Raw genomic sequence first — 24,843 nt, forward strand, 5'->3', positions numbered from 1 at the left:
TTGAACACTCAGCCAAACACCTGCTTAAGCCAGGGGAGTACCTCATCCTGTGGATCCAGCGTCTCACAAGCGTCCACTTCAAATAGCGGCGCCAGCGCCTCCCCTCTTAATTCCTCAAGCAAAGCAAAAATTTTTCGTCCAGCGCCACAATATGTGTCGCCATAGCTACTATCGCCCAACCCCACTACGGCAAAACCTTTACCGTTTAGCAGTGGGAATCGGGACTCCAGATCGAGAATAAAACCTTCCAGATTAGGCGGTATATCCCCTTGTCCTGTGGTCGAACTGATAAACAGCAACTGCTCGGCTTGCTGAAAGTCCGCAATACCGGGCTCTTCCAACACTTGTGCTTTATGCCCGGCTGCAATTAACTGCTGTTTGGCATCTTCGGCCAACTGCTGTGCATTACCGTAAACACTGCCGTAAAAAATACTGATATCTGCCATAACGCCTCAACTAGCCTTTAATTTGATAAGAATGCCATTGTTCCCATAGTGCATCGAAGCGGGGCTCTGTCTCAACCTCAATGCTCAAGGTTTTTTCACTTACCGGATGAATAAGGTCAACCCGCCAGGCACACAACCCCAAGCCTTTAAAATCAAACTGCTCTCGCAGCAAGGCATTGTGCTTACCATCACCGTGATTAACATCACCAACAATAGGGTGGCGGATGTGAGCCATATGACGGCGAATTTGATGCTTTCTGCCGGTCTGTGGGTACAATTCGAGCACTGAATAGCGAGCCGTCTTATATGGCCTTACCGGATAAGGCAGCTCATATTGCGCCAAAGTCCGATAGGCAGTGACAGCTGGCTGCGCAGGTTTATCCATACGTGCTTGTTTGTCAGCAATCTTGTCTAGTTTTTCCTTCAGCGGATAATCGATCAGCCCTTCGGCCGGGGTAAATCCCCGTACAATCGCCCGGTAGGTTTTCGTCACTTTCCCTAAGGTAAATTGCTCGGTCATTTTGCGCGCCACATCCTGGCTGAGGGCGAATAACAAAACTCCTGAGGTCGGCTTATCCAATCTATGTATGGTGTATACGGTCTTTCCCAGTTGATCACGCACCGCTTGCATGGCAAATCGGGTTTCATATTTATCGATTAAACTGCGATGAACCAATAATCCTGCCGGTTTGTGCACAGCAACTAAGTGCTCGTCCTGATAAAGAACAGGTAACACTGGCATAGGTGCATACAAATCATCAAAGGCCTTTAATACATCAAGCAACGGGACAAGTTCAGCTCGAGCTCCCCAACTTTGCTCAGCCATGGGCATCAAACTCATGGTCTGAGGCAATGGCACCTCCTGACCAATAAGTGTCGTCATTCTGGGTAGGAAAACGAACTGCAGCCACTGCTCAAATGCCATGGTATCGACACAGAAAGGAGCCTGGCTGGCCAGTGCTTGTGTCGACGGCGGCTCAGCACGCCACATATTGGTTTGCTGCAAGGCAGTAATAAGTTTGCCTAGCAATTTGTTACTTAACTTGCGTTTTACAAAGTCTGACATGCTATTTCTATCGGGTTATACTTGCCGGCCAATTTCATCTTAATAATGTCGGGCCACAAGCATTAGGCACCGACAACCTGACGTGCAAGAGTAACATGACCAGCATCAGCACACTTAGCGAATTCCTGCTGCAATCCGGCTGTCAGTACCGGGTCTATGATTTAGGCCGGGGTATCCGCAAACTCAGTACACAGCAGTTTCTGGATATCGAAAACAACAAACAGTCCCATCCATACCCACGTTTAGGCTTTGCCTGGATGGCCGTACTGTTTTGGAACAAGCAGCTTTCCGGCCAACATTACATCTGGTTTTTAAAGCTACCGTTGGACGAACAAGGTATGCTGGTTAGCGCGGCCCGTAACCATTTTTTGGGTATAGTGCTGGAAGCACTGGGGCGGCAGATGGACAACAAATCACCGGATGAACTGCCCGAACATCCCTATGGTTTTGTTCCAGGTGCACAACAAATGGCTGACTTTAACAGCCTGGTGAGACATGCCCTTAAGCTACCTGAAACCGAGTATCAGAAAGTTGCCCTGGCTTACCTAAAAAAGCCTGAAGATTTTAACTGGCAGGACATCCCCCTACAGGGGCTGGCGGATATTGTCGTCAAACTTGGTGAGGATGAGCTAAGGTCACTTTTTTTAAGCCGATTTGAGCAGTTAAACGAAGCGGTACAGCTTAGTTTGTTGAACTCACTGGAAAACCACAAAATTGATGTCAATCTTAGCGAGTTTGTGCTGCAGCAAATGGATACCCATAGACAACAGCCAGCCTGGCAAATTGCTTGTTTACGGGCGTTAAGTCAGAGTCAGGCAGAGGGCTTAGTCACCGAAAGATTAGCAGCGTTACTCAGGGCCCCAACAGAAATCGATACGAATCTAATGATCATCATCTCCGGGCGTCACTGGCAAAGACTGATGCACAAGGATTTGCTGGGCACCTTTATGGACCGTTTGGCAATGCAAACTCCCTCTCTGTTTGCCCCGGTTTTTGCCGATTTAGTCAGATTGCCTGAACTCAGAGCGGACATGCTGAGTTTGCTGCGTAGCCCAGATAAAAGTGATGCATTAACCCAGGCCATAGGGCGACTGTTTAGCGAGACGCAAGCATGAGCCTAGGAGAATTAACCCTCATCCTGGTAATTATTGCGCTGGGTTGGCAGTTCTGGCGCATTCGAGCTATGACGGAACAGGCTTACCGCTATATGGATAATTACTGCAACAAGCAAGGCTTACAGTTATTGTCATTATCGAGGTACAAAACCCGTATCCGGCCATACCGGGGCAAACTGGATTGGTATTGTGAATTTAATTTTGAATTTTCTGGTAATGGTGAAGATGCTTACCAAGGAAGTTTAGTGATGCAAGGAATGCAAGTTACTGAGACCAACCTGCCGCCTTATCGAGTTTAGCGGCATTAAAAAGAATAAAGGCGTGGTCAAAAGACCACGCCCCTACCAATAACTAATTCCCTTTACGGCATACCATTGCCACTTCCATCCATGTTCCAGCTCCTTCTGGAATCCAGTCCATTTGCCCTTACTCTCCCTGAGTAAGACACTCATCCTGAGTGGATCCCGCTCCTTAGTCCTTCAACAATGCCTCCCTTGTGGCGCGATTCTCCATCCTGGAGTTGTCCTTTTGCATCATCTTGATGCGTTCCTTATGCTTCATCCTTAAAGCGCATCCGTTTCACTTCTTCCTGAAGCCAGTCCTTTACTTTCATCCTGAAAGTTGTCCGTCTTCCTTCCTTGACCCATCGTGTTTCCTTGTGACAGGGATAAAGATATAGCATCGACAAATATTTGCTATCTACCCGCCAGTGTCCTACACGCACTAAGTGTCGAAATCGCAACCAGCTTTAAACAATTAACTTATAAATATCAATGCTTTGTGAATTTTCGTAGGAGTTTAGAGACGCTAATAAAAGCAGTTTCTCCTACAACATTGTGAGAAATGTCTTACAAAATGAATCGCCATTGTCGTACAGAGGATTTTGGCTAGCTAACAAGAAGCTGCGTGAATGCTGTTAAAAACTATCTGGACTAAATAGTTTTTGAGTGGAACATTAGGTGTCCAGACAATCTCCCTACCTGTAATTCTTTAACTAAGTCGTAGTCACCATCTTCAAAAAAGCCAAGGCACTTGGGTAAAGTAACGAATACCGCTACGCCTTCGCTTTGCACGTTTTCACGCATCAGCGTATCAATGGCGCCCATCAATACATGCCCAAGTCCACGATGCTGATGGTCGGGATGCACACCAATAAAGGACAACATATGATAATGCTTGGCTGGCACTTGCTCTTTGACCTTTTGCTCCTTGTCCATCATTTGCTTGGTACCGAGGAATCCCGCGGTTAACAGCATTTTCAAGCGCCAATGCCAGAAACGGTTGGGTCCAATACTGGCATCAGGCTGTATCAGGCAAGCAACGGCCAACAAACGTTCATCTTCAAACAAACCTATCATTGGCTGCTTAGCCATCCAAAAGGAATTAAGTTCTTCTCGGATTGCAGCCCGCAATCGCTCTTCATACCCTTCTTTCTCTGATTGAAAGATACTCATAAACAAGGGGTCATCGTGGTAGGCAAGATATAAAATAGACGCTGCAACTTTCAGATCTTCTGCGGACAGATAAATGGCTTTAACGCTATCTCTTGTGAGTTGTGCCTGACTCATGTTGATCCCAACAAAGTTGTCTATAGTTGTAGACAATACATCAGCACGAGATCTTTGTTAACACTTTGTTATCGAATTCATTGCGGGGGATGTCATGACGTTAACGCCAAGTATTCACGATCTGTTTGAACAATTAGGACTGGAAAATACCGACAATGGCATTAATGGCTTTATCGAACGCCACAAAGGGCTGAACGACAAAGTAAAATTGGAAAATGCGCCATTTTGGAACCCATCACAGGCACAATTTATTCAGCGTGCGCTGGCGGAAGACGCCGAGTGGGCGGAAATCATCGACCAACTAAACGCCAGGCTACGCTGAATTTTAGCTATGCTTTACCTTTGCAGATAGGCTGTTTCTCCCCAACCTACCAGTTGGGATTGTTTAAACACCAGCGGGGTGCATTCATCTTTACTGGTAGTGCCATCACCATGATTACGGTGCGTACGATAAAACAGTACTTGAATGTCTTCTTGATTCTGATGATAAAGTTCACTGAAATCAGGCACACCTAAACGTGCAGTAACCGCTTCAATTGACATCCCTGGTGCCAGGCTGGCAATGGTTTTGCGGTTCATATCTTCTCTTTGCTGCCAGTCTGCTTGCCCATGTTGATCGGGCTTAACTGAAATAATGCAACCGGATAGCCCCATCAAGGATAAGCTCAGCAAAACGACGGCAATGGGTTTATTCATATAGTTATCTCCAAGGTTGATATGTGTCAGCTCATGGAAAAGCAAACAACAGGCCAACAATATAAAACATTGATAAATATAAATTTATTAACCATCAACATGATTGATGGTCAATGATAGAATGCGTGATTCGCTAATAGATAGTTAGATTGACCACATTTATGAATAATGCAGACTACATTCTGTCCCTTTGCCAGGAGTTGGCAGCAGCAGGAAAGGCCCCCTCAGTGGCCTTAGTTAAAGCTAAAGCGCAAAAACCCATACCTCTGGCTGATATTTTGTCTGTGCTGCAAAAATGGAAACAGGCACCAGCACAAATGGCTGCGCAGGCACTTCCCAGTAAGGCAACGGAAGTGCTGGTTCCGTCACTTGAGCAACGGGTCGACAAACTGGAAAAGCAGCTCGCCGAACTAACCAGCCTGGTAAAACAGCTGAATAAGCATTTACTGGAAAAGTGACCCGAATCTATTGAGGCGTCAAACTTTCAAGGAAACTGGCGAGATTTTCAGCCAGCACTTCCTTGGCAGGCAACCCCACCCGCTCCAACATCACCTGACCGTTTTGATTGTCTATGCTCAGGATAAAGTCGTCATCATCGGTTACGGCAAAAAACAAGGTGATCGGTTGCTTCAAACGCTTCTTCATTAACACATGGCCAATGAGATTTTGCTGTAAGCGGGCAAAGTCATCCTCATTCCATGGCAAAAGTAATTGCAACTGACCACGCGGTGTCATGGCAGTGAGGTTTTCACTCCAATAGGCGCTAAAAAATGCTTTGATATCTGGGTGAAAATCGATTTCCAGCGCCCGCTCCGTGTCCCTGAAGTCACTGATTTCATGTCTGGCAACCGGCAACCAACGAATCATCCCTTGCGCATCCGGCTCACTTTGTTGGCAAGGTGACAACCAATCGGCATCCCACTGCGTAATTAAAGGGGACTGTGCATTTTGATGGTGCTCCAGATATCGCTGAACAAAGGCCTGCATGCTGGTAATCACGTCCATAACTATGGCTTCACCGCTAAAGAAGATAGAATAGCGGCAGTTTAACCTGCTTAGAAAAACGATGACAGAGAAGAAGCCGAGCAATCCCCTGGCGCACCTCAGCCTGGGTAAAGTGTCTGAGTATATTGACCACTATAGTCCGAACCTCTTACAGGCTGTGCCACGCAGCCTCAACCGCGAGGATCTCGGCATTGTGGAACAGCAACCTTTCCACGGGTGCGATATATGGAACGGCTATGAATTATCCTGGTTGAACAAAAAAGGGAAGCCTTGTGTGGCACTACTACAGGTGACCGTGCCCGCCGACAGTCCGAACCTTATCGAGTCAAAATCATTCAAACTATATCTGAATAGCTTTAATCAGTGGCGTCTGACCAATTCACAAGCGCTGACCGATGTCTTACGCCGTGATTTGTCTGTATGCGCAGGTGCAGAGGTTGACGTAAAGTTATTTGATTTGAATGCCGCTAGCGATTTTGCCATTCATCAATACGACGCAGAGTCACTAGATGATTTGGATATTGAGGTTGATCACTACCAACCTACACCTAATGTACTCAAATGCACAGACACGCAGGTACAGCGGACACACATCAGCCATTTACTTAAGTCCAACTGCTTGATCACCAGTCAGCCGGATTGGGCTAGCGTGATCATTCGTTATCAGGGTAATGAGATCTGCCCAGAGAGTTTGTTGCGTTACTTGATATCATTCAGACAACATAACGAATTTCATGAACAGTGTGTGGAACGAATTTTCTGTGACATTCTGCATCAATGCCAACCTAAAAAGCTGACAGTCTACGCCAGATACACGCGCCGCGGGGGTTTAGACATCAATCCATTCAGAAGTAACTTTGAGACGAACTATCCAAACCACCGCTTAGTCAGACAGTAAAGCTGTAATCGAAAAAGATTAATTACAAAAAGACTTTCATTTTAAGATTGGCTGAGTAGAATATCCGCAGTTGTTGAATACAGGACTGGAACACACATGCCTCTTAACAATAATAAAAACGACCGGTTACCCTACTATCTGGTCAAACGTCCATTGAACGACGACTGAAACAAAGGGATGGCATTGCCATCCCTTTGTTTTTCAGGTTCCAGAAGCGAGATAAGCGCAATTTTCACAGTTAACAGTCAACGAAAGTACTGCAACTCCCCGCCATTCTTGAAAAAATTGATTATATCCAGACAAATTCCCATTATACTGACAAGCATAAGCGCTTGAACAAGCAGGCACCGAGCAAGTCTATCTGACCCTGAGCCGCTTTAAAGGACCCATCGGCATGGATAATGAGTCACAATCCAATACTCTGCGAGCAGATATGTCTCCCCAGAATCAGCAGAAAGTGCTGCGCAATTTCAAACATCAAATTGATACTCTGTCGCAGTTTATTCTCCGACTCAGCAAATTTTACGATGGTTTCAATCCCTTACTGGATAGAGAGTTACATGCGCTAAGAGGGCATTTGGTTGGCAAAATGAACTTTGCCATGGCCGAAGTCTGTATTAGTAAACTGACCGGATTGCTGATAGAAAATGCCGACTTCAGCAAACAGCAAAATGCAAAAGTACATGGTTTACTTGAGAATGCCGTCAGCGAATTGCAACGTAATAAATCGCTACCCAAAGAGCTGAAGGAAGATACCCAGCAGTTTCTGCTAACCCTGCAACAAAGTCACACGTCGCTTTTTTCCAGTTATCCATACTTTGACCAAGCGCTCTCTCTCTACCAACGCGCTTTGCAAAGTAGCGTTACCAAAGACCAAGCTGAGCAGCCTGAAGCAGAAGAGGAAAGTTTTCATCAGCAATTGGTTTGGGAGCTCAGGGATTTAGTCCTGCAGCTTTCCAGTGCCAGCAAAGAACAAGAACTGCATGAGATTCGTCAACGACTAGAGCAAGGACTGACGCATAACCAATTGTTAGAGTGCTGTTTATTGTTGGTACGCGCACTTTCAAAAGAAGTCCTAAAAGACCGCAAGCAGGCTGAACGTTTTATTTCCAGCCTGCATAATACTCTGGGCAATGTCAGTCAGGCGGTGGGACGTTCTTTAAAAGATAGCCAGGCTGCGTACCAATTAAAAGTACAGAATAATCAACAACTCAGACAGCAGCTTAAAGGCATTGAACTGGCAGTTGATGAAGCTCAGGACATCGCTTTGCTCAAGCAACAGGCCTGTGAGTATTTGAATAAGATGGCATCCACATTGGATAGCCGGGAACGTGCGGACAAGGAAGAACAACTTGTCCTGATGAACTTACTCAGAGAAATGAAAGACCAACTAAGCGCTCTGGAAAAAGAAGCATCTGAGTATAAGCAGAAATTGCTACAACAGAAGTACCATAGCCATCACGATCCGCTGACCCAAATTCCCAATCGTTACGCTTACAACGACAGGGTTGAGCTGGAGTATAGGCGTTGGCGCCGCTATGGCACGAATCTGAGCATGGCCTTGGTTGATGTCGACTACTTTAAAAGTATTAATGACAGGTATGGTCATGCCGGTGGCGATAAAACCCTGCAGGTCATTGCACAGAATATTAGCAAATGTCTGCGTTCCACCGATTTCCTTGCCCGCTGGGGAGGGGAAGAGTTTGTTATCCTGTTCCCTCAAACCGCTGTCAACGAACTGGATGCGGTATTGGAGAAAGTTCGTCTGCAGATTGAGAAAATCCCATTTAGATTCAAAGAACAGGCAGTCACCATCACCGTCTCAATCGGCGCCGCAGGTTTTAACCGTGAAGATGATGTAGAGGCGGTTTTTGAGCGGGCAGACCGCGCATTATATGATGCTAAGAATCAAGGGCGGAATCGCTGCGTTATCAATAAAGGATCATAATGAAACGAACCGTACAGCTTAACCCTATTGGGGCAATGAGCCTGCTTTCCCAACTGGAAGTCGACCGTCTGAAACGCTCAACCTCCAGTGAACTGTATCAACTCTTTCGCAACTGCAGTCTGGCGGTTTTAAATAGTGGCGCCCACGAAGATAACTTTGAGAATATCTTCTCACCCTACGAAGACTTTGAGATTAATCTGCTGCGCCGCGAACGAGGCGTGAAGATTGAACTGATAAATCCCCCTGCCCTGGCATTTGTTGACGACAAGCTGATAAAAGGCGTGCATGAACACCTTTTTGCGGTGCTGCGCGACCTGCTGCATATGGGGGCTCGTTATGAATACAACCTGTGTGTGAATGCACCCGAGTCCGTACATACCACGCATATGGTCTTTGATATGCTGCGTAATGCAGAGGTCATCCGACCCAGTGGCGAAGCGAATATGGTGGTATGTTGGGGTGGCCACTCCATCAGCGAACACGAATATAAGTACACTAAAGAAGTTGGCTACCAACTTGGCCTGCGCGAGCTGAATATTTGTACCGGCTGTGGCCCTGGCGCCATGAAAGGGCCTATGAAAGGCGCCACCATTGGTCATGCCAAACAACGAGTCAGACATGGTCGTTATCTGGGCATTACCGAGCCGAGTATTATCGCCGCAGAGCCCCCCAACCCCATAGTCAACGAGCTGGTGATCATGCCAGATATCGAGAAACGTCTTGAGGCCTTTGTGCGGATTGCTCATGCCATAGTTATCTTCCCCGGCGGCGTGGGTACCGCAGAAGAGCTGCTGTATTTACTGGGCATCATGCTGCATGAGCAGAATCGCGATCAGGTTGTGCCCATTGTGCTGACGGGCCCCAAAGAGTGTGAAGATTATTTTGCCAGTATTGATCAGTTCGTTGGAGCAACCTTGGGTAAGGAAGCACAGAACTTATACACTATTATCGTTGATGATCCGGCTTTGGTTGCCAAAACAATAAAACAAAACCAGTCTGATATCACCGAGTATCGCAAGATGCGCGGAGATGCCTACCAGTTTAATTGGTCGTTGAAAATCGATCCTGAGTTCCAGCAGCCATTCATGCCAACCCACGCCAACATGAAAGCCCTGAATTTGCACTTTGATCAGCCTAAGGCACAACTGGCTGCCTCATTGCGACGTGCATTCTCTGGCATTGTGGCTGGCAATGTAAAAGCTGAAGGTGTAAAACAGATTCGCGAGCAGGGGCCATTTGAAATAAATGGGGACCAAAGCCTGATGAGCATGTTGGACGAATTATTGCAGTCTTTTGTGGTACAACATCGCATGAAACTGCCAGGTAGCAAGTATTTACCTTGCTATAAGGTCGTTAGAGCTTAAATAAAGCTCAGTAGAATAATATCAGCGCCAGAGCCCCCTGTTCTGGCGCGCTAATTTGTGTAGACTCTTGCTGTCACCATTACAAAAACTAAATTCTTGCATTTATGAACAAAACCATCGCAAAACGAATTGGCCTGGGTCTGGTCATTTATCTGCTATTTGCCGCCTTGGTATTGCTGTTTTATCCTGATGATCCTAATTCCATGGATTGGAAGGATCGCGAGCAGTACAACAAAGTACAAGTAGGCAAACTTGAGCTTGGCACAGGTCGTCAAGCCATTATTGAATTAATGGGCTCCCCGGATATCAGCGAAGCCAAACGCAGTAACGATGACAAACTACAAGTGATGTTTTATCGCACTCAGCATATGGAGTCTGATGGCATCACGACTATGAATGAATGCACCCCCCTTCTGTTTAAAAATGATCAGTTAGTCGCTTGGGGTGAAGGGGCTTATCAGCAGTATCTGGATTGGCAGTGAGCCTTGAGCTCAGTGTATTGGTAGAGTTAACCCAGGCCCTAACACAAACGGAATCTTTAGCCGAGCGTGAAGGGTTCAGCACCACCTTCTTGCAACACTGCCAACAGATTGCCAGCCTAACTAAGGCGGCCAGCAAACAGTCTGAGCCGTTTTATGCCCTGCTAGTACTGCGAGTGCATTGTTTATCTGACAAAGCACAACATGCCCTTAACTATCTGGTTGCCACACAGCTGCTTTGCCAGCGAATGTCAGTTAACGAACATACTTCGCATACCCTGCTGAGCGCAGCGGTCTGCTCTGTGTTTTGCCCAGTTCAACAGCATCAGGCTCTATTGGACTGGTTAAAACAACGTAATCATTCCCTGTGGTACAGTTCCCTGATTGCCCTGACACGTATTCTTCCACATATGCACAAACGGCGCGTGCAATCAGCGCTTAGCAGACTGCAAGCGCTGCAACGTTTAATGATCCTGGCTGCACTGCTTAGTGAAAATAAATCGCATCCAAATGGATTAAGGGGCCAGCTAAAATATTGGGCGCCAAAACTTCCAACCAGCTTTGTTCCCCTATTGGATAGCCTGTTTCCCTTTCCGGGACTGCTTCCGCCAGGAACCGCCGTCAGGCTACCAGATCAAACATCAGCATTGATTCTTTCGTTAACAGCTGATGGTTACCTTGTCAGGCATATTTCCTCGCAAGAGCAACTCAAAACCAGTCCGGTGTGGCAACTTCAACAAGACGAGGTACAAGAAGTACTCGCCACTCAGGTAGTTGAGAATATAGAAGAGCTAGGTCTACGCTGGGATACCCAGTGGCATAACATGCAATCGCAAACTGAAGCTATTTCAGCCTGCAGCAAGTCCAGCTACCCCATTGCGCAGCCACCGGCCAAACTCATCGTGATTCAGGATCTGTTAGGACATGCAGAACCGGATCTCGACAAGCTGGCCCGACACATTGCTGACGAAGGTTTCCTTGCCCATCAACTTAGTGAAGATGCCAGCCGCAGAACGAGACTGAAGCTCCAGTTTGTGGAGGTAAAACATGCCTTGTTATTCCAAGGATTGGCACGTACCCGTCACTTACTGATCCAACAAGCACTGCTTAGCAGAGTGAACCAACATTACTTTCCATTGCAGGAAAGCCTATTACAGATGACACAAATACTGGTAAATAGCATGGAGGTTCTTGCCAATCAAAACGGTACTTCAGAACATGGCGAAGTTAAGACATTAGGTTATTTTGCCTGTGCAGGCTTATTTACCAACACCTGGCTGAAAAGCAGAGTAAAACTGCCGCAAAGCGCCTCCCCAAATTATTCGCTGACAGGCCTATTGGCGATACCCCAGGCCGATGAATTAATCAAGCACGCTATTGCGCTGGCTCAGGGATGGAAACAAGACTCACAGCTCATTCAGGCTCTGAGGCATCACGCATCACCAGTAACTCAAATCCCTCGTCCCGCGCGACGCTTAGGATGCTTGCTGGGGCTGGGATTGCTTATGACCCGACAAATTTGGTTTGGCGAGTCCGAAACGACAGAAATGGACTATTATCAGGAAGCGATGGCCTATCTGAGGCTATCTCCGGCGCGCTGGCAATACCTCAAGTGGCAGACAGTGGAAGTAACACACTGTTATTGTCCTAGATAAGCTAAGGTTCATCGGTAGCGGGTAGAAAATCATCGGCTAAAGTGCTATAAAACGCGCCCAGAAATCTGGCGCCTTTTGCGACCAGAGCATATTGCCTGTGGAGATCTTCCATAGGCCAGCCTGACGACAGACATAGGAATTCTTCATGACTCAACAACGTATTACGGTTATTCGTGGTGACGGCATTGGTCCGGACATCGTTGACGCAGCTATTCAAATTCTGGATAAAGTCGGATGCGATTTTGCCTATGATTACGCCGATGCGGGTTTGGTTGCATTGGAGAACCACGGTGAATTGCTGCCGCAGGAAACCCTCGATCTGATCGCTAAGAACAAAGTGACACTGAAAGGCCCGTTAACAACGCCGGTCGGTGAAGGTTTTACTTCCATTAACGTCAGCCTGCGCAAGAAGTTCCAACTATACGCAAACGTTCGCCCGGTATTGTCTTTCAAAGGCACCAAGGCCAGATACGAAGACATAGATATTATTACTGTACGTGAGAATACCGAAGGTATGTATTCCGGCTTGGGTCAGGTAGTTTCTGCCGATGGTTCAGAAGCCGAAGCCATGAGCAAAATTACCCGTGAAGGGGCCGAACGTATCGTTACTTTCGCCTACGAACTGGCCGTTCGTGAAGGTCGCAAAAAAGTGACAGCCGTACACAAAGCCAACATTCTGAAATCCACCAGCGGCTTGTTCCTTAAAGTGGCTCGTGAAGTAGCGCAGCGTTATCCGCAAATTGAGTCCACCGAGATGATTGTGGACAACTGCTGTATGCAGTTGGTGATGAATCCCCACCAATTTGACGTCATTGTCACCACTAACCTGTTCGGTGACATTCTGTCTGACCTTTGTGCAGGTCTGGTAGGTGGTCTGGGTATGGCACCTGGTGCCAACATAGGTAAAGACTGTGCCATTTTCGAAGCCGTACACGGCTCTGCTCCTGATATCGCAGGAAAGAACCTGGCTAACCCCACATCGGTTATCCTGGCTTCTATTCAAATGCTGGAATACCTGGGCATGGCCGATAAGGCCGAGAAGATCCGTAACGCCGTGAAGGATGTTATTGAATCCGGTGACCGCACGACTCGCGATTTAGGCGGCTCGCACGGTACCACCGACTTCACTCAGGCAGTACTTGAACGCCTGTAAAGTTTAAAAGCACTTCTAATAATAGCCGGTCACCTGACCGGCTTTTTTATGTCCAGGGATGGACGGTATGCCGATGTTGCAGGGAGCACTCATCGGCGATGTCCAGGGATGAATGGGCAGAAAATCTGTTCCTTACATTTTCTGTACTTCCACCATCCATGGTGGGCGTATGCCACGATCGCATGGAAGCGAACGAGTGGCGATGTCCAGTGAAGGACGGTATACCGATGTTGCAGGCCGCCCTTATCGGCGATGTTAAATTTCCCTGGATACCGACCTAGCACCTGACGGTTTAAGGTCTACACTTCTATTCGACGCTCAGCGTCAAGACAAGGATGCATAAGGAGAAGGACTATGAGAAAACTCTCTCTTTTACTAGCGATGATGCTCGGGCTTAGTGCCCCTGCTCAGGCATCAGATAAGGATGTAAATAAGGAAAAAGGGCAACAGGTAGAGGCAGGTGTTACCAGTATCAACATTAACACCGCCTCGGCCAAGGAGTTGATGAAACTGCCAGGAATAGGCAAAAGTAAAGCTGAAGCCATTGTGAAGTACCGTCAGGACAATGGAAACTTTCAATCCGTAGAGGATCTCGCCAAGATCCAGGGTATTGGCAAACAAACCGTCAAGGCCCTGGCAGGAAAAGCCAGCGTGAGGTAACGGCCCTGTTGTCAGGCACAGGGACGTGCCGCGCACACAAGTATATCGCCTTCTCCCTTATACCCCTTCACGCAAGCCGATGTTATGCTTGTAAAAAATCAATCCGGAAGATAGCGAATGAAACCCATAGTGATGGCAGGCGGCACCGGTAGCCGACTTTGGCCCAAGTCCAGGGCTGCCTTTCCAAAGCAGTTTTTAACCCTGACTTCAACACACAGTATGTTGCAAGACACCTTGGCTCGATTAACAGGGATTGAGCATGAAGCACCAGTGTTTGTTTGTAATGATGCACACCGTTTTATTGTTGCCGAGCAATTACTTCAGGCTGGAATTCGCCATGACGGCATATTACTTGAACCTGTCGGTAGAAACACCGCGCCGGCCATCGCTCTAGCTGCGCTACATGCGACTCAAAATGGTGAAGATCCCATTCTGCTGGTGCTAGCGGCCGATCACCTGATCGAAAATATTGAAGCTTTTCATACTGCTATCCAGCATGCGGAATCACTGGCCAAGCAAGATAAATTGGTCACCTTTGGGATAGTGCCTACCTGCGCCCATATCGGCTATGGCTATATTCGCCAGGGCGATGCCATCAAGGACAGTCACGGCTTTAACGTAGCCGAATTTGTGGAAAAACCTGACCTCAGTACCGCAGAAAAATATATCTCCTCCGGCGCTTATCTGTGGAACAGCGGTATGTTTATGTTTAAAGCCAGCCGTTATCTGCAGGAACTTGAAAAACACGCCCCAGACATTTTGACTATTTGCCGCCAGGCTATTGCCAGCGAGAGCCTGGATCTCGACTTTGTCCGGGTAGACAGTGATATTTTCTCAGGCTGTCCTTCTGATTCCATCGATTATGCAGTGATGGAAAAAACCAGTGACGCGGCTGTCATTCCCCTGAATGCAGGCTGGAGCGATGTGGGTAGCTGGTCTTCGCTGTGGGAAGTTCAGCCCAAAGATGCTAATGGCAATGTCGTGCGCGGCGATGCGATATTGGAGAATGTGCATAATAGCTATGTCAACGCCGAGCAGCGCTTAATTGCATTGGTGGGCATAGACGATGTGGTGGTGGTAGAAACTAAAGACGCCATTTTGGTCGCTCACAAAGACAAGGTACAAGACATCAAAAAGGTCGTCGATACCCTCAAAACGCAGCAGCGACCAGAATTCGAATTCCATCGTGAGGTTTTCCGCCCTTGGGGTAGCTATGATTCTCTGGATCAAGGCAGTCGCTTCCAGGTTAAACGTATTTGTGTCAAACCCGGTGAAAAGCTCTCAGTGCAAATGCATCACCACAGAGCCGAACATTGGATTGTGGTGGCCGGTACCGCGCAGGTGACCTGTGACGATGAAACCTTCCTGCTCACGGAGAATGAATCCACCTATATTCCCATTGGCGCTGTACATAGTCTCGAGAATCCCGGCAAGATCCCGTTGGAATTAATCGAGGTACAGTCAGGCTCCTATGTGGGTGAAGACGATATCGTACGCTTTTCAGACCGTTACGGCCGCACTAAGCAAAGCTAAGGGTAAGCCATGCAATTAAGTTGTTTTAAGGCCTACGATATCCGCGGCAAACTGGGTGAGCAATTGGATGAAGCCATTGCCTATCGTATCGGTCGCGCGTTCGCCGAACATCTGCAAGCAAAAACTGTAGTGGTGGGTGGCGATGCACGTCTCACCTCTGAGCCACTCAAGTTGGCACTAAGTGCAGGTTTGATTGATGGAGGGGCCGCGGTCACGGATATTGGTATGGTGGGTACTGAGGAAATCTATTTTGCCACCAGCGACCTTGACCAGGATGGCGGCATAGTCGTTACCGCCAGCCATAACCCCATTGATTACAATGGCATGAAGCTGGTCAAAGAAGGCTCTCGCCCCATCAGTGGCGATACCGGTTTATTTACCATTCAAGCCATGGCGGAACAATACGATAACAGCAGGGTTGAGAGAGCTCTTATACACTATGCTAAGCAGACTCAAACTTACGACTTTGAAGCAGGCCAAGGCCGGATAGATCCGGCAAAGCTGGCCGCCAGCGGCCACTACAGCCAGCAATCTAATAAAGCCAACTTTACCGCGCATGTACTGGGCTATATTGATGCCAACAAACTGCGACCACTGAAATTGGTGGTCAACGCTGGTAATGGTGCAGCAGGCCCAACTCTGGATTATTTGGAAAAAGCACTACAGCAGACCGGATGCCAGATTGAGTTTATTAAAATTAACCATCAGCCGGATGGTACCTTTCCTCACGGTATCCCTAATCCTTTGCTACCAGAGTGTCGACAACAAACGGCCTATGCCGTTACCCAACATCAAGCAGATATGGGGATAGCCTGGGATGGTGATTTTGACCGCTGTTTTTTGTTTGATGAAAAAGGCCAATTTATCGAGGGCTATTACATTGTTGGACTGTTGGCCCAAGCCTTTTTAGACAAAGACCCTGGCGCCGCGATTATTTTTGACCCCAGGGTGTATTGGAATACCGAAGACATTATCAAGCAGGCTGGGGGGCGGCCGGTAAAAAGTAAAACCGGGCATGCCTTTATCAAAGAGAGAATGCGTAAGGAAGATGCGGTATATGGCGGTGAAATGAGTGCGCATCACTATTTCCGTGATTTTGCTTACTGCGACTCAGGTATGCTGCCCTGGCTACTAGTGGCAGAGCTTATCTGTACTAGTGGAAAACCCTTATCGCAATTGGTGGAAGAGCGGATCCAGGCTTTTCCTTCATCCGGTGAAATCAACAGCGTGGTGAAAGATGCCGATGCAACCTTGCAAAAGGTGCTGAGCCATTATCAGGCTGATGCCGTCGCGCTGGATCACACGGATGGTGTCGGCCTTGAGTTTCCCGGGTGGCGCTTTAACCTGCGTAAGTCTAATACCGAGCCAGTTATTCGCCTAAATGTTGAGTCCAGGCGTAACATTGCTCTGATGGAAGAAAAAACCAAGGAACTACTGCAGCTTATCAATAGCGGGGCAGAATAAACAAGGGGAGGTTTACCCTCCCCCGTGTTGCTTAATTTTCACCAGTAACTTAGCTGTAACAACCCTTATCACCTGACTATTCTCTTCGATTTAACACTTTCAGGGTATCTGACAAGCTATTAAGCAAGCTTTGATTGGTACTGACCACCTGATTAATTTCACTGGCAGACTCACCTGCCTTGGCGGCCAGGTTACGCACCTCATCAGCCACCACAGAAAATCCTCGCCCGGCATCACCCGCCCTGGCAGCCTCAATAGCGGCATTGAGTGCCAGCAAGTTAGTCTGATCGGCAATGGCATTGATGCTTGCCACCATATGGTTGATACGCTGGCCAGATTGAATCAGTTGTTCCATTACTGTGTCACTGTTTTGTACCACAGTTTGATGCTCACTCACATCCGTACCAAACATAATGACCTTGTGTGGTTCTCCGGTCACTGTCCTTATTTGGCCAAACGTAGCAGCAATCACAAAGCTACGTCCGGCGACATGAATAACCACATCGGCAGATATATTATCTTTTTCAGCGAAGTATTGACGTTGCTCCATACTCAGATACTCGCTCCAGGGCTGTATCGTCTTGGCAAATATCTGGTTATCAATATTAAAGTGGCTGCTGGGATAGTTGTTAACCTCCAGCAAGTTACCCGCGTTATCCCATTCCACCAGCAAGTTGGAGCGACTTATCACCTGAAATCTTGTCTGATATTCCAAGGCGGCTGTTTTCACCACACTGATATCGGCCAAAATGGCAATAAAGCCGGCGTGTTGCCCAATCTCATCGGTGACCGGGTTACTGGTTACCGATACCCACAATGAACAACCGTCGCGCTTATGTATCTCAAGTTCATCATAGAATGCCGCCGGCTTGGACAACTCATCCACGATACGCTGGCGCGTTTGCTCATCGGTTCTTGGGCCCACCAGAATGTCCCGGGTAAGCTCGCCTACCGCTTCGCTTTGACGGTAGCCAGTCATGCGACAAAAACCGTTATTAACGTATTTAATACGACGTTCAACATCGGTAATAATTACCGCATTGTCGGTCTCATTGGCCACTAATGACAACAGCTTGAACTCATCTCGCTTTTCCACTTCAGCAGTGATATCACTGGCGAACTTCACTATTTTCTGCAGGGATTTATCGGGTCCATAAACCGGATTGTAGGTCGCGTGGATCCATACAGCCCGCCCCTCTTTAGTGATTCTCTTATATTCAGCGGTCTGGTAAGTACCGTTTCGCAAACTTTGCCAGAACTGCCGATAAGCGCTGGATGATGCTTCTCCAGGTTCAACGAAAATCGCGTGATGCTTACCCTTTACTTCTTCTAATTGGTAGCCCATCAGGTTCAGGAAATTGTCATTTGCGGTAAGAATATGGCCCTCCAGGTCAAACTCGATAACTGCCTGGGCACGCTGAATAGCCTGTATCTGCGACTCATAGCTCGCCCGCTCCAGCACCTGTGCCGTCACATCGGAAGCAAACTTGATGATGCGTTCTACCTTGCCTTTTCTAAGGATGGGGGTGTAAGACGCCTGGATCCAAACAGCTTGCCCGGATTTGGTAATACGCCTGAACTGGGCTGTTTGCGGCTGACCTGCGCGTAATTCATCCCAAAAACGTTGATATGCCTGACTGTTGGCTTCTTGGCTATCCACAAATATCTGATGGTGTTTGCCCTGCACTTCACGTAACTGATAACCCATTAGGGTCAGAAAGTTTTGATTGGCCGTCTCAATGGTTCCATCCAAGGAAAACTCGATGACTGCCTGAGTTTGGTGAATAGCACGAACAATATCGTCAGCATGGCTGCGTTGAAACCACAAAAGCCCTCCAGTTAATCCCTTGAGTTATAAAGAAATAGTCAATAGTGGAGGATTTGCAAATAAGGCTCACTCAGTACAAACAGGCAGTGGCTTCTGGCCAAATAAATATAACCAAGGAAAATAAACAAAAACGCCGGCTAAAGCCGGCGTTTTACACAGTGAAAAGGTCTTTTACATTTTTTCCAGGGTATCAATACCCAGCAGGTCCAAGCCTGTGTGCAAGGTTTTGGCAGTCAGGGCTGCCAGTTGCAGGCGGCTGTTACGCACATCCTCTGCCACGCCCTCTTTAAGGATTGGGCAGGCTTCATAGAAGCTCATAAACTGGCTGGCAAGGTCATATAAGTAAGCACACAATACATGAGGCGTGGCATCGCGTTCCACCTGCACTATGGCTTCTACAAACTGACTAAGTTGCAAAGCCAGTGCGCGCTCCTGAGGTTCCAGTAGCTGAATCTTTGCCGTCAGACTTGCTGCATCCACGCCGGCTTTGCGAAAAACGCTCTGCACTCGGGTGTAGGCGTACTGCAAGTAAGGGGCAGTGTTACCTTCAAAGGCCAGCATACTATCCCAATTGAACATATAGTCTGTCGTACGGTTCTTGCTGAGATCAGCGTACTTCACCGCACCAATCCCGACCGTTTGGGCAACCTGGTTTACCTCGTCAGCACTAAGATCGCTGTCTCTGGCGGTAATCAGCGCACAGGCACGTTCCACCGCTTCATCCAGCAGTTCTGCGAGTTTTACTGTGCCGCCGGTACGGGTTTTAAAAGGTTTACCGTCACTGCCCAACATCATGCCGAAAGGGCAATGTTCATAGCTGGTCTGCTCGCGGATAAAACCCGCTTTACGGCCAACAATTTCAGTCTGTTTAAAGTGCAGCGCCTGACGTGCATCGGTTAGGATCAGGATACGATCAGCCCCCAGTTCAAAAGAACGGTATTGCATGGCGGCCAAATCGGTTGTGGAGTACAAATAGCCACCACCGGATTTTTGCACGATATACACCGCCGGGTTGCCTTCCTTGTCCGCCAGTTCCTGGATAAAGACCACCTGCGCACCCTGATCTTCTACGGCCAGCCCCTGCTCTTTTAAGGCACTGACAATGCCGGGCAAGCGCGCGTTATAGGCACTTTCACCCATAATATCTTCGCGCTTGAGGGTCACATTCAACTTCTGGTAAACCTCTTCTGAATGGGCGATGGAGATATCCACAAACTGTTGCCAGAGTTTCAGACACTGGCTGTCGCCGCCTTGCAGTTTAACCACATAGTCTCTGGCACGGTCAGCAAAGCCCTGTTCTTCATCGAAACGTACTTTGGCGGCACGGTAGAATTCTTCCAGATCCGACAAGGCCGTCTCGGCGACTTGATCCTGAAGCTGGTCACTAAAGTGGGCCAGCAACATACCGAACTGTGTTCCCCAATCCCCCATATGGTTCTGGCGGATCACCTTATGGCCCATAAATTCCAGAATACGCACCACGGCATCACCGATGATGGTGGTTCTTAAGTGGCCAACATGCATCTCTTTGGCCAAATTGGGCGAGGAGTAGTCCACCACCACAGTTTTGGCGGATTCCTTTTCAATGCCCAAACGCGGGTCCTGGGCGGCACTATCCAATTGAGCCGCCAGCCACTGGCTGCAAAGGTGAATATTAATAAAGCCCGGGCCCGCCACTTCAAGTTTGCTGGCAATGCCATCCAGTTCCACCGCTTGAATAATTTTGTCAGCGATATCCCGTGGCTTTTGGCCCAGAACTTTTGCTAGCGCCATGGCACCGTTAAACTGATAGTCACCAAATTCAGGACGGGTACTGCGCGTCAATGGCGCCTGAGCACCTTCTGGTGCGCCTACTTTTGCCAGCGCTTGCTTGAATTTGTCCAGTAGTAGTTCGTATATGTTCATCGTCTTTATCATCCTGTATCGCGGCGGCTTAAGAGTGTTCACGGGTTTTATGGAACTTAATATCCGGATGACGCTCTTGCGCCAGCGACAGATTCACCATAGTCGGTGCGATATAAGTCAGGTTATCGCCGCCATCCAAGGCCAGATTCACCTCGGCCTTACGACGAAACTCGTCCAGCTTTTTGGCATCATCACAATATACCCAGCGCGCCGTTGACACATTGACCGGCTCATAAATGGCATCCACGTTGTATTCGGCTTTCAACCTGGCAACCACCACATCAAACTGCAGTACCCCAACAGCACCAACGATAAGATCGTTATTGATTAGCGGCCTGAAGACCTGCACCGCACCTTCTTCAGACAACTGGATCAAACCTTTCTGCAATTGCTTTTGCTTAAGCGGATCTCTTAAGCGGATACGTTTAAACAGTTCCGGAGCGAAGTTCGGGATACCGCTGAATTTAAGCTTTTCACCTTCCGTGAAGGTATCACCAATTTGAATCGAACCGTGGTTGTGTAAGCCTATAATATCGCCGGCAAAGGCCTCTTCTACTGCTTCACGGTCACCGGCCATAAAGGTCAGTGCATCGGAAATACGAACATCTTTACCTATACGGGTCTGATGCAACTTCATGCCTTTTTCATAGCGGCCCGACACAATACGGCAAAAAGCAATACGGTCGCGGTGTTTAGGATCCATATTGGCCTGGATCTTAAACACAAAACCGCTGAATTTTTCTTCTTCCACGCTCACTTCGCGCACATCGGTTTGACGGCTTTGCGGACGTGGTGCCCACTTCACCAGACCATCCAACATATGATCTACGCCAAAGTTACCTAACGCCGTACCGAAAAAGACTGGGGTCAGTTCACCGGCCAGGAAGGCCTCCTGATCAAATTCATGGGAGGCTCCCACCACCAATTCCAGTTCATCGCGCAACTGCCCGGCCAGTGAGCTGCCCACGGCACTGTCCAGCTCGGGGTTATCCAGACCTTTTACAACGCGCACGGCCTGAATGGTATGACCCTGACCGGTTTGATACAGAATGCTTTCATCACGGTGGATATGGTAAACCCCTTTAAACTCCTTACCACAACCAATGGGCCAGGTAATAGGCGCACAGGCGATCTTCAGTTCGGTTTCCACTTCATCCAGCAATTCCATGGGGTCACGGATATCGCGATCCAGCTTGTTCATAAAGGTAAGGATAGGCGTATCACGCAGACGGGTAACTTCCATCAGTTTGCGGGTCCGGTCTTCTACACCTTTGGCCGCATCGATCACCATCAGACAAGCATCCACTGCGGTAAGGGTACGATAGGTATCTTCTGAGAAGTCTTCGTGTCCTGGGGTATCCAGCAGGTTTACCAGGCAATCAGCATAAGGGAACTGCATCACCGAGGTGGTAACCGAGATGCCCCGCTCTTTTTCCATTTCCATCCAGTCAGATTTGGCATGCTGGTTAGAGCCACGCCCTTTCACAGTACCGGCTTTTTGAATGGCGTTTCCGAACAAGAGGACCTTTTCGGTGATAGTGGTTTTACCGGCATCCGGGTGCGAAATGATCGCAAAGGTGCGTCGTTTGTTCAGTTGTTCTAGATAAGCTTTGCTGGCCACGGGACTCTCTGCTGCTGTTTGGCTGATATCAGACCGTTTTCTGTTACCGGCAGCGCGTTGTAGCCGGACAGAAACAGTTTAAAAACAAGGCGCGGATTGTAGCCTAAAGCGCTTGTAAAGTCGCCCATGAGAGAGAGGAATTTAAGCCAATGGGTATCAGTCGCAGAAATGACTGGCCACTGTCGTCATCAGCTATTTTCCCAGCTAAGTTTCATGATCAGGGCGTCTTCACGCCCTTCATGGGTGGGATAATAGTTTTTACGCCGCTCAATCAGCACAAAACCATAGTGTTCGTACAAACCAATAGCCGCTTGATTGGAAGCTCGTACCTCCAGCCACACCTCATTAATGCCTTTGTGGCGACATTGGCTGAAAAAATGTTCCAGCAAAGGCTTAGACAAGCCTTTTCCGCGATATGAACTGGCAATGCCGATATCCATCAATGTAGCTTCCTGCAAGACCTGCAGGCCCACATAAAAACCGGCCAGCTCACCGCTCTGTTCCATTTGCCAGGCAAAATACTGACCATCCAGGCAACTGGCGAAGGTCGCTTCAGACCAGGGATGGCTATGGCAGGCCACTTGCAAAGCAAAGGCCGGTAGGTAGTTTTCGCAGTTTAATGAGAGGAAGTTCAGCATGCTTGCAAAAGCAGCCATAAGCGGCGTTTAAGACGGCTATCGGCGGCTAGAGCGGCTGGCTCAGGACAATAAAGAATCCCATCCGCCAGCTTTAACTCATCGGCTTGTTGCCAGCGAAGTGACTGTTGCCCATCGGGCCAATTTAGTGCCAGCAGCACATCGCTGAGCATTGGCTCACTATCAGCCACCCACAAAGCCTCAGTCTTGGGCGCGGGCTCTGTACCGAGCGCAGACACTGGCCCTTCCCCGCTTGCCTGCGCAGGCTCGGGCTGACTTTGTATGGCGGTACTGTCCTGCATAGCCAGTTTCAATCTGGCAATGGCAGACTGGGCGTTAGCTCTTGGTGCAGAATCTGCGGGCGGAATCATTGCAGCAGTACTAGGCGTAACGTCTGCGGCCTGATCAGATGCAGACTTGTCACGCAGTTGCCACTGAATAATGCCCAGTTCAGTGAGTACCGCTTGTTGATAAGGAGTCAGTGTCGTCATAGGAGTGCAAGCTTACCATCAGAGTCAAAGCAGCGTCGACACTTGATGCACGATGAAAGACCGCCAGTGAGAGCGTGATCTTAAGTTTAAAGGGAATTATTAGAAATATAATGGCGACTCTCGCCTCACCGCCGCGTTTCTTCGGTGCAGAAAAGTCATGCGACTTGGATTAACAAGAAGCCTTGCACCGCGATAAAATTATTGTCATTTAGCCGAGATAAAGTGCAAATTGACGAAGTGTACTGACCTTCCCCCGACTTTCTGTGTCAAGTTATTTTACAAACATGCAAATCTGAAACCCCGGCGCACGCTATGGCATTGTTTTTTAAGAGAAATTAAACTGGCGTGGTTCCTGCATTTCGCCCAATAAGTATTTACTATTAGCTTAATTAAATACCTTCCAACCTTGATGGAAAGGGATTAAAAGGAAAACTCAAATGAAGAATAAATTTCTACAAGGCTTAGTCGCTAGCTTTGCTTTGACTGTTAGTGGAATTGCTAATGCTGGATTAATTATTCCTGAGGGTATTCAGACTAGCATTAATGAAAGTACTGTAAAAAACACGTGGGGGTGGACAGAGTGCTTCAGTGGTAATAGCCGCTCGTGGCATATGGCGAGTTCAGCGCTATCAAGTTGCGATGGAGATCTTTTGATGATGGCAACAAGGTTAACTGGTAGCGACACGTTTTCAATTTTAGCAGCGGCTTCTTTTGATATAGTTACAATGAATACTTCTTTATTGCAAAACGCAGCATCAACTAATATTGAAAATGGTGTTTCGTGGTATTCAAATGCTAGTTCATGGGGGTTTGCAGACATTGGCACATTAATTAATCAAACTTCCGCAGATGTCAATTGGACAATCGGAAAAAAAGGACTAAGTTGGCATACAAATCCGAATAATAATGGTAGCGGAGTCATGACTCATTTTGGTTTGGGTTACGGTTACAGTATTGGCAATGGTTTTATTCCTTCGCATATTGAAGGTGAGTATGAAAGTGTTTTACTCACGGCATCTAGTACCAATGTTTCCACTTCTATACCTGAGCCATCAACATTAGCAATATTTCTAATAAGTTTAATGGGATTTGCTTATCGAAATTTAATAAAAAAAGCATAATCTCAATACTCATATTTAACGAAAACACTGATCGTAATGGTCAGTGTTTTTCTTTTTTAGATATATAACAATATGATTTTCATCGTTAAAGTCTGCGGCCTTTCCACTTTATAGCGCTAGTAACTAACGAATTTCCTGATAATCTTACTTTTGACCTTTCCCCATTATTAGAACCACTTAGAGAATGAATCG

Annotated in this window: 24 protein-coding genes and 1 pseudogene; 14 read left to right on the forward strand and 11 right to left on the reverse strand. The window is 47.8% G+C overall.

Annotation, left to right across the window (positions count from 1 at the left end):
* Positions 1-8: 8 nt before the first annotated feature.
* From KJY73_RS19240 to KJY73_RS22075, 3 genes and pseudogenes are all read right to left on the reverse strand, one after another.
* Positions 9-446: a flavodoxin domain-containing protein gene (locus KJY73_RS19240; RefSeq protein WP_206595370.1), complete on the reverse strand. Its 438-nt coding sequence runs from the start codon at positions 444-446 to the stop codon at positions 9-11.
* 10 nt (positions 447-456) lie between these two features.
* The gene (gene truC, locus KJY73_RS22025; protein ID WP_408611403.1) at positions 457-1,188 is read right to left on the reverse strand and encodes a tRNA pseudouridine(65) synthase TruC; all 732 of its coding nucleotides are present in this window, start codon (positions 1,186-1,188) and stop codon (positions 457-459) included.
* Positions 1,189-1,209: 21 nt separating this feature from the next.
* Positions 1,210-1,512, reverse strand: a pseudogene (locus KJY73_RS22075) (YqcC family protein); the annotation flags it as partial.
* Between the two features lie 95 nt (positions 1,513-1,607).
* Between KJY73_RS22075 and KJY73_RS19250 the strand changes: the two are divergent.
* Positions 1,608-2,627, forward strand: a complete 1,020-nt coding sequence (locus tag KJY73_RS19250) for a DUF3549 family protein (protein ID WP_214345253.1) — start codon at positions 1,608-1,610, stop codon at positions 2,625-2,627.
* Positions 2,624-2,926: a DUF3301 domain-containing protein gene (locus KJY73_RS19255; protein WP_206595367.1), complete on the forward strand. Its 303-nt coding sequence runs from the start codon at positions 2,624-2,626 to the stop codon at positions 2,924-2,926. The genes KJY73_RS19250 and KJY73_RS19255 overlap by 4 nt, the downstream gene beginning before the upstream one ends.
* Before the next feature lie 633 nt (positions 2,927-3,559).
* Here KJY73_RS19255 and KJY73_RS19260 read toward each other — a convergent pair.
* A complete protein-coding gene (locus KJY73_RS19260) occupies positions 3,560-4,195 on the reverse strand; it encodes a GNAT family N-acetyltransferase (protein WP_214345254.1) in 636 nt (211 codons plus the stop codon).
* Between the two features lie 94 nt (positions 4,196-4,289).
* Here KJY73_RS19260 and KJY73_RS19265 point away from each other — a divergent pair, with 94 nt between their 5' ends.
* Entirely contained in the window at positions 4,290-4,517 is a 228-nt protein-coding gene (locus KJY73_RS19265; RefSeq protein WP_206595365.1) for a DUF2789 domain-containing protein, read from the forward strand.
* Positions 4,518-4,531: 14 nt separating this feature from the next.
* Here the strand turns inward: KJY73_RS19265 and KJY73_RS19270 are convergent, their stop codons facing one another.
* Positions 4,532-4,891, reverse strand: coding sequence for a DUF3192 domain-containing protein (locus KJY73_RS19270; RefSeq protein WP_214345255.1), 360 nt, complete (start codon positions 4,889-4,891; stop codon positions 4,532-4,534).
* A gap of 161 nt (positions 4,892-5,052) precedes the next feature.
* Between KJY73_RS19270 and KJY73_RS19275 the strand changes: the two genes are divergently transcribed.
* Entirely contained in the window at positions 5,053-5,349 is a 297-nt protein-coding gene (locus KJY73_RS19275; RefSeq protein WP_206595363.1) for a hypothetical protein, read from the forward strand.
* Positions 5,350-5,356: 7 nt separating this feature from the next.
* On the opposite strand, the gene syd is transcribed toward KJY73_RS19275, so the two are convergent.
* Positions 5,357-5,896: a SecY-interacting protein gene (gene syd / locus KJY73_RS19280; protein ID WP_214345256.1), complete on the reverse strand. Its 540-nt coding sequence runs from the start codon at positions 5,894-5,896 to the stop codon at positions 5,357-5,359.
* Positions 5,897-5,957: 61 nt separating this feature from the next.
* On the opposite strand from syd, the gene queF reads away from it, so the two are divergent.
* The 9 genes from queF (at position 5,958) to KJY73_RS19325 (ending at position 17,050) form a co-directional block, all read left to right on the forward strand.
* Entirely contained in the window at positions 5,958-6,794 is an 837-nt protein-coding gene (gene queF / locus KJY73_RS19285) for an NADPH-dependent 7-cyano-7-deazaguanine reductase QueF (RefSeq protein WP_214345257.1), read from the forward strand.
* Between the two features lie 394 nt (positions 6,795-7,188).
* Positions 7,189-8,742, forward strand: a complete 1,554-nt coding sequence (locus KJY73_RS19290) for a GGDEF domain-containing protein (protein WP_214345258.1) — start codon at positions 7,189-7,191, stop codon at positions 8,740-8,742.
* On the forward strand, positions 8,742-10,106 hold the full coding sequence (gene ppnN / locus KJY73_RS19295) for a nucleotide 5'-monophosphate nucleosidase PpnN (protein WP_214345259.1): 1,365 nt from the start codon (positions 8,742-8,744) through the stop codon (positions 10,104-10,106). The genes KJY73_RS19290 and ppnN overlap by 1 nt, the downstream gene beginning before the upstream one ends.
* A 104-nt stretch (positions 10,107-10,210) precedes the next feature.
* Entirely contained in the window at positions 10,211-10,588 is a 378-nt protein-coding gene (locus tag KJY73_RS19300) for a DUF3192 domain-containing protein (RefSeq protein ID WP_214345260.1), read from the forward strand.
* Entirely contained in the window at positions 10,585-12,240 is a 1,656-nt protein-coding gene (locus KJY73_RS19305) for a hypothetical protein (protein WP_214345261.1), read from the forward strand. Before KJY73_RS19300 ends, KJY73_RS19305 begins: the two co-directional genes overlap by 4 nt.
* Before the next feature lie 145 nt (positions 12,241-12,385).
* A complete protein-coding gene (locus KJY73_RS19310; RefSeq protein ID WP_214345262.1) occupies positions 12,386-13,393 on the forward strand; it encodes an isocitrate dehydrogenase in 1,008 nt (335 codons plus the stop codon).
* 354 nt (positions 13,394-13,747) lie between these two features.
* Positions 13,748-14,053: a ComEA family DNA-binding protein gene (locus tag KJY73_RS19315; protein ID WP_214345263.1), complete on the forward strand. Its 306-nt coding sequence runs from the start codon at positions 13,748-13,750 to the stop codon at positions 14,051-14,053.
* 117 nt (positions 14,054-14,170) lie between these two features.
* Positions 14,171-15,586: a mannose-1-phosphate guanylyltransferase/mannose-6-phosphate isomerase gene (locus KJY73_RS19320; protein ID WP_214345264.1), complete on the forward strand. Its 1,416-nt coding sequence runs from the start codon at positions 14,171-14,173 to the stop codon at positions 15,584-15,586.
* 9 nt (positions 15,587-15,595) lie between these two features.
* Positions 15,596-17,050 carry a phosphohexomutase domain-containing protein gene (locus KJY73_RS19325; protein WP_214345265.1) on the forward strand — a complete coding sequence of 485 codons (1,455 nt, stop codon included), beginning with the start codon at positions 15,596-15,598 and terminating at the stop codon, positions 17,048-17,050.
* Between the two features lie 76 nt (positions 17,051-17,126).
* Here KJY73_RS19325 and KJY73_RS21960 read toward each other — a convergent pair whose 3' ends face one another.
* The 5 genes from KJY73_RS21960 to KJY73_RS19350 form a co-directional block, all read right to left on the reverse strand.
* Positions 17,127-18,878, reverse strand: coding sequence for a methyl-accepting chemotaxis protein (locus KJY73_RS21960; protein ID WP_214345266.1), 1,752 nt, complete (start codon positions 18,876-18,878; stop codon positions 17,127-17,129).
* 171 nt (positions 18,879-19,049) lie between these two features.
* A complete protein-coding gene (gene argS / locus KJY73_RS19335) occupies positions 19,050-20,783 on the reverse strand; it encodes an arginine--tRNA ligase (RefSeq protein WP_214345267.1) in 1,734 nt (577 codons plus the stop codon).
* 28 nt (positions 20,784-20,811) lie between these two features.
* Positions 20,812-22,404 carry a peptide chain release factor 3 gene (prfC, locus tag KJY73_RS19340; RefSeq protein ID WP_214345268.1) on the reverse strand — a complete coding sequence of 531 codons (1,593 nt, stop codon included), beginning with the start codon at positions 22,402-22,404 and terminating at the stop codon, positions 20,812-20,814.
* Between the two features lie 188 nt (positions 22,405-22,592).
* Positions 22,593-23,042, reverse strand: a complete 450-nt coding sequence (rimI, locus tag KJY73_RS19345; RefSeq protein WP_214345269.1) for a ribosomal protein S18-alanine N-acetyltransferase — start codon at positions 23,040-23,042, stop codon at positions 22,593-22,595.
* Positions 23,036-23,530, reverse strand: coding sequence for a hypothetical protein (locus KJY73_RS19350; RefSeq protein WP_214345270.1), 495 nt, complete (start codon positions 23,528-23,530; stop codon positions 23,036-23,038). The genes rimI and KJY73_RS19350 overlap by 7 nt, the downstream gene beginning before the upstream one ends.
* 437 nt (positions 23,531-23,967) lie before the next feature.
* Between KJY73_RS19350 and KJY73_RS19355 the strand changes: the two genes are divergently transcribed.
* On the forward strand, positions 23,968-24,651 hold the full coding sequence (locus KJY73_RS19355) for a PEP-CTERM sorting domain-containing protein (protein ID WP_214345271.1): 684 nt from the start codon (positions 23,968-23,970) through the stop codon (positions 24,649-24,651).
* The last annotated feature ends 192 nt before the right edge of the window (positions 24,652-24,843 follow it).

This window comes from Bowmanella yangjiangensis, assembly GCF_018531185.1.
In the GTDB taxonomy this organism is placed as follows: Bacteria; Pseudomonadota; Gammaproteobacteria; order Enterobacterales; family Alteromonadaceae; genus Bowmanella; species Bowmanella yangjiangensis.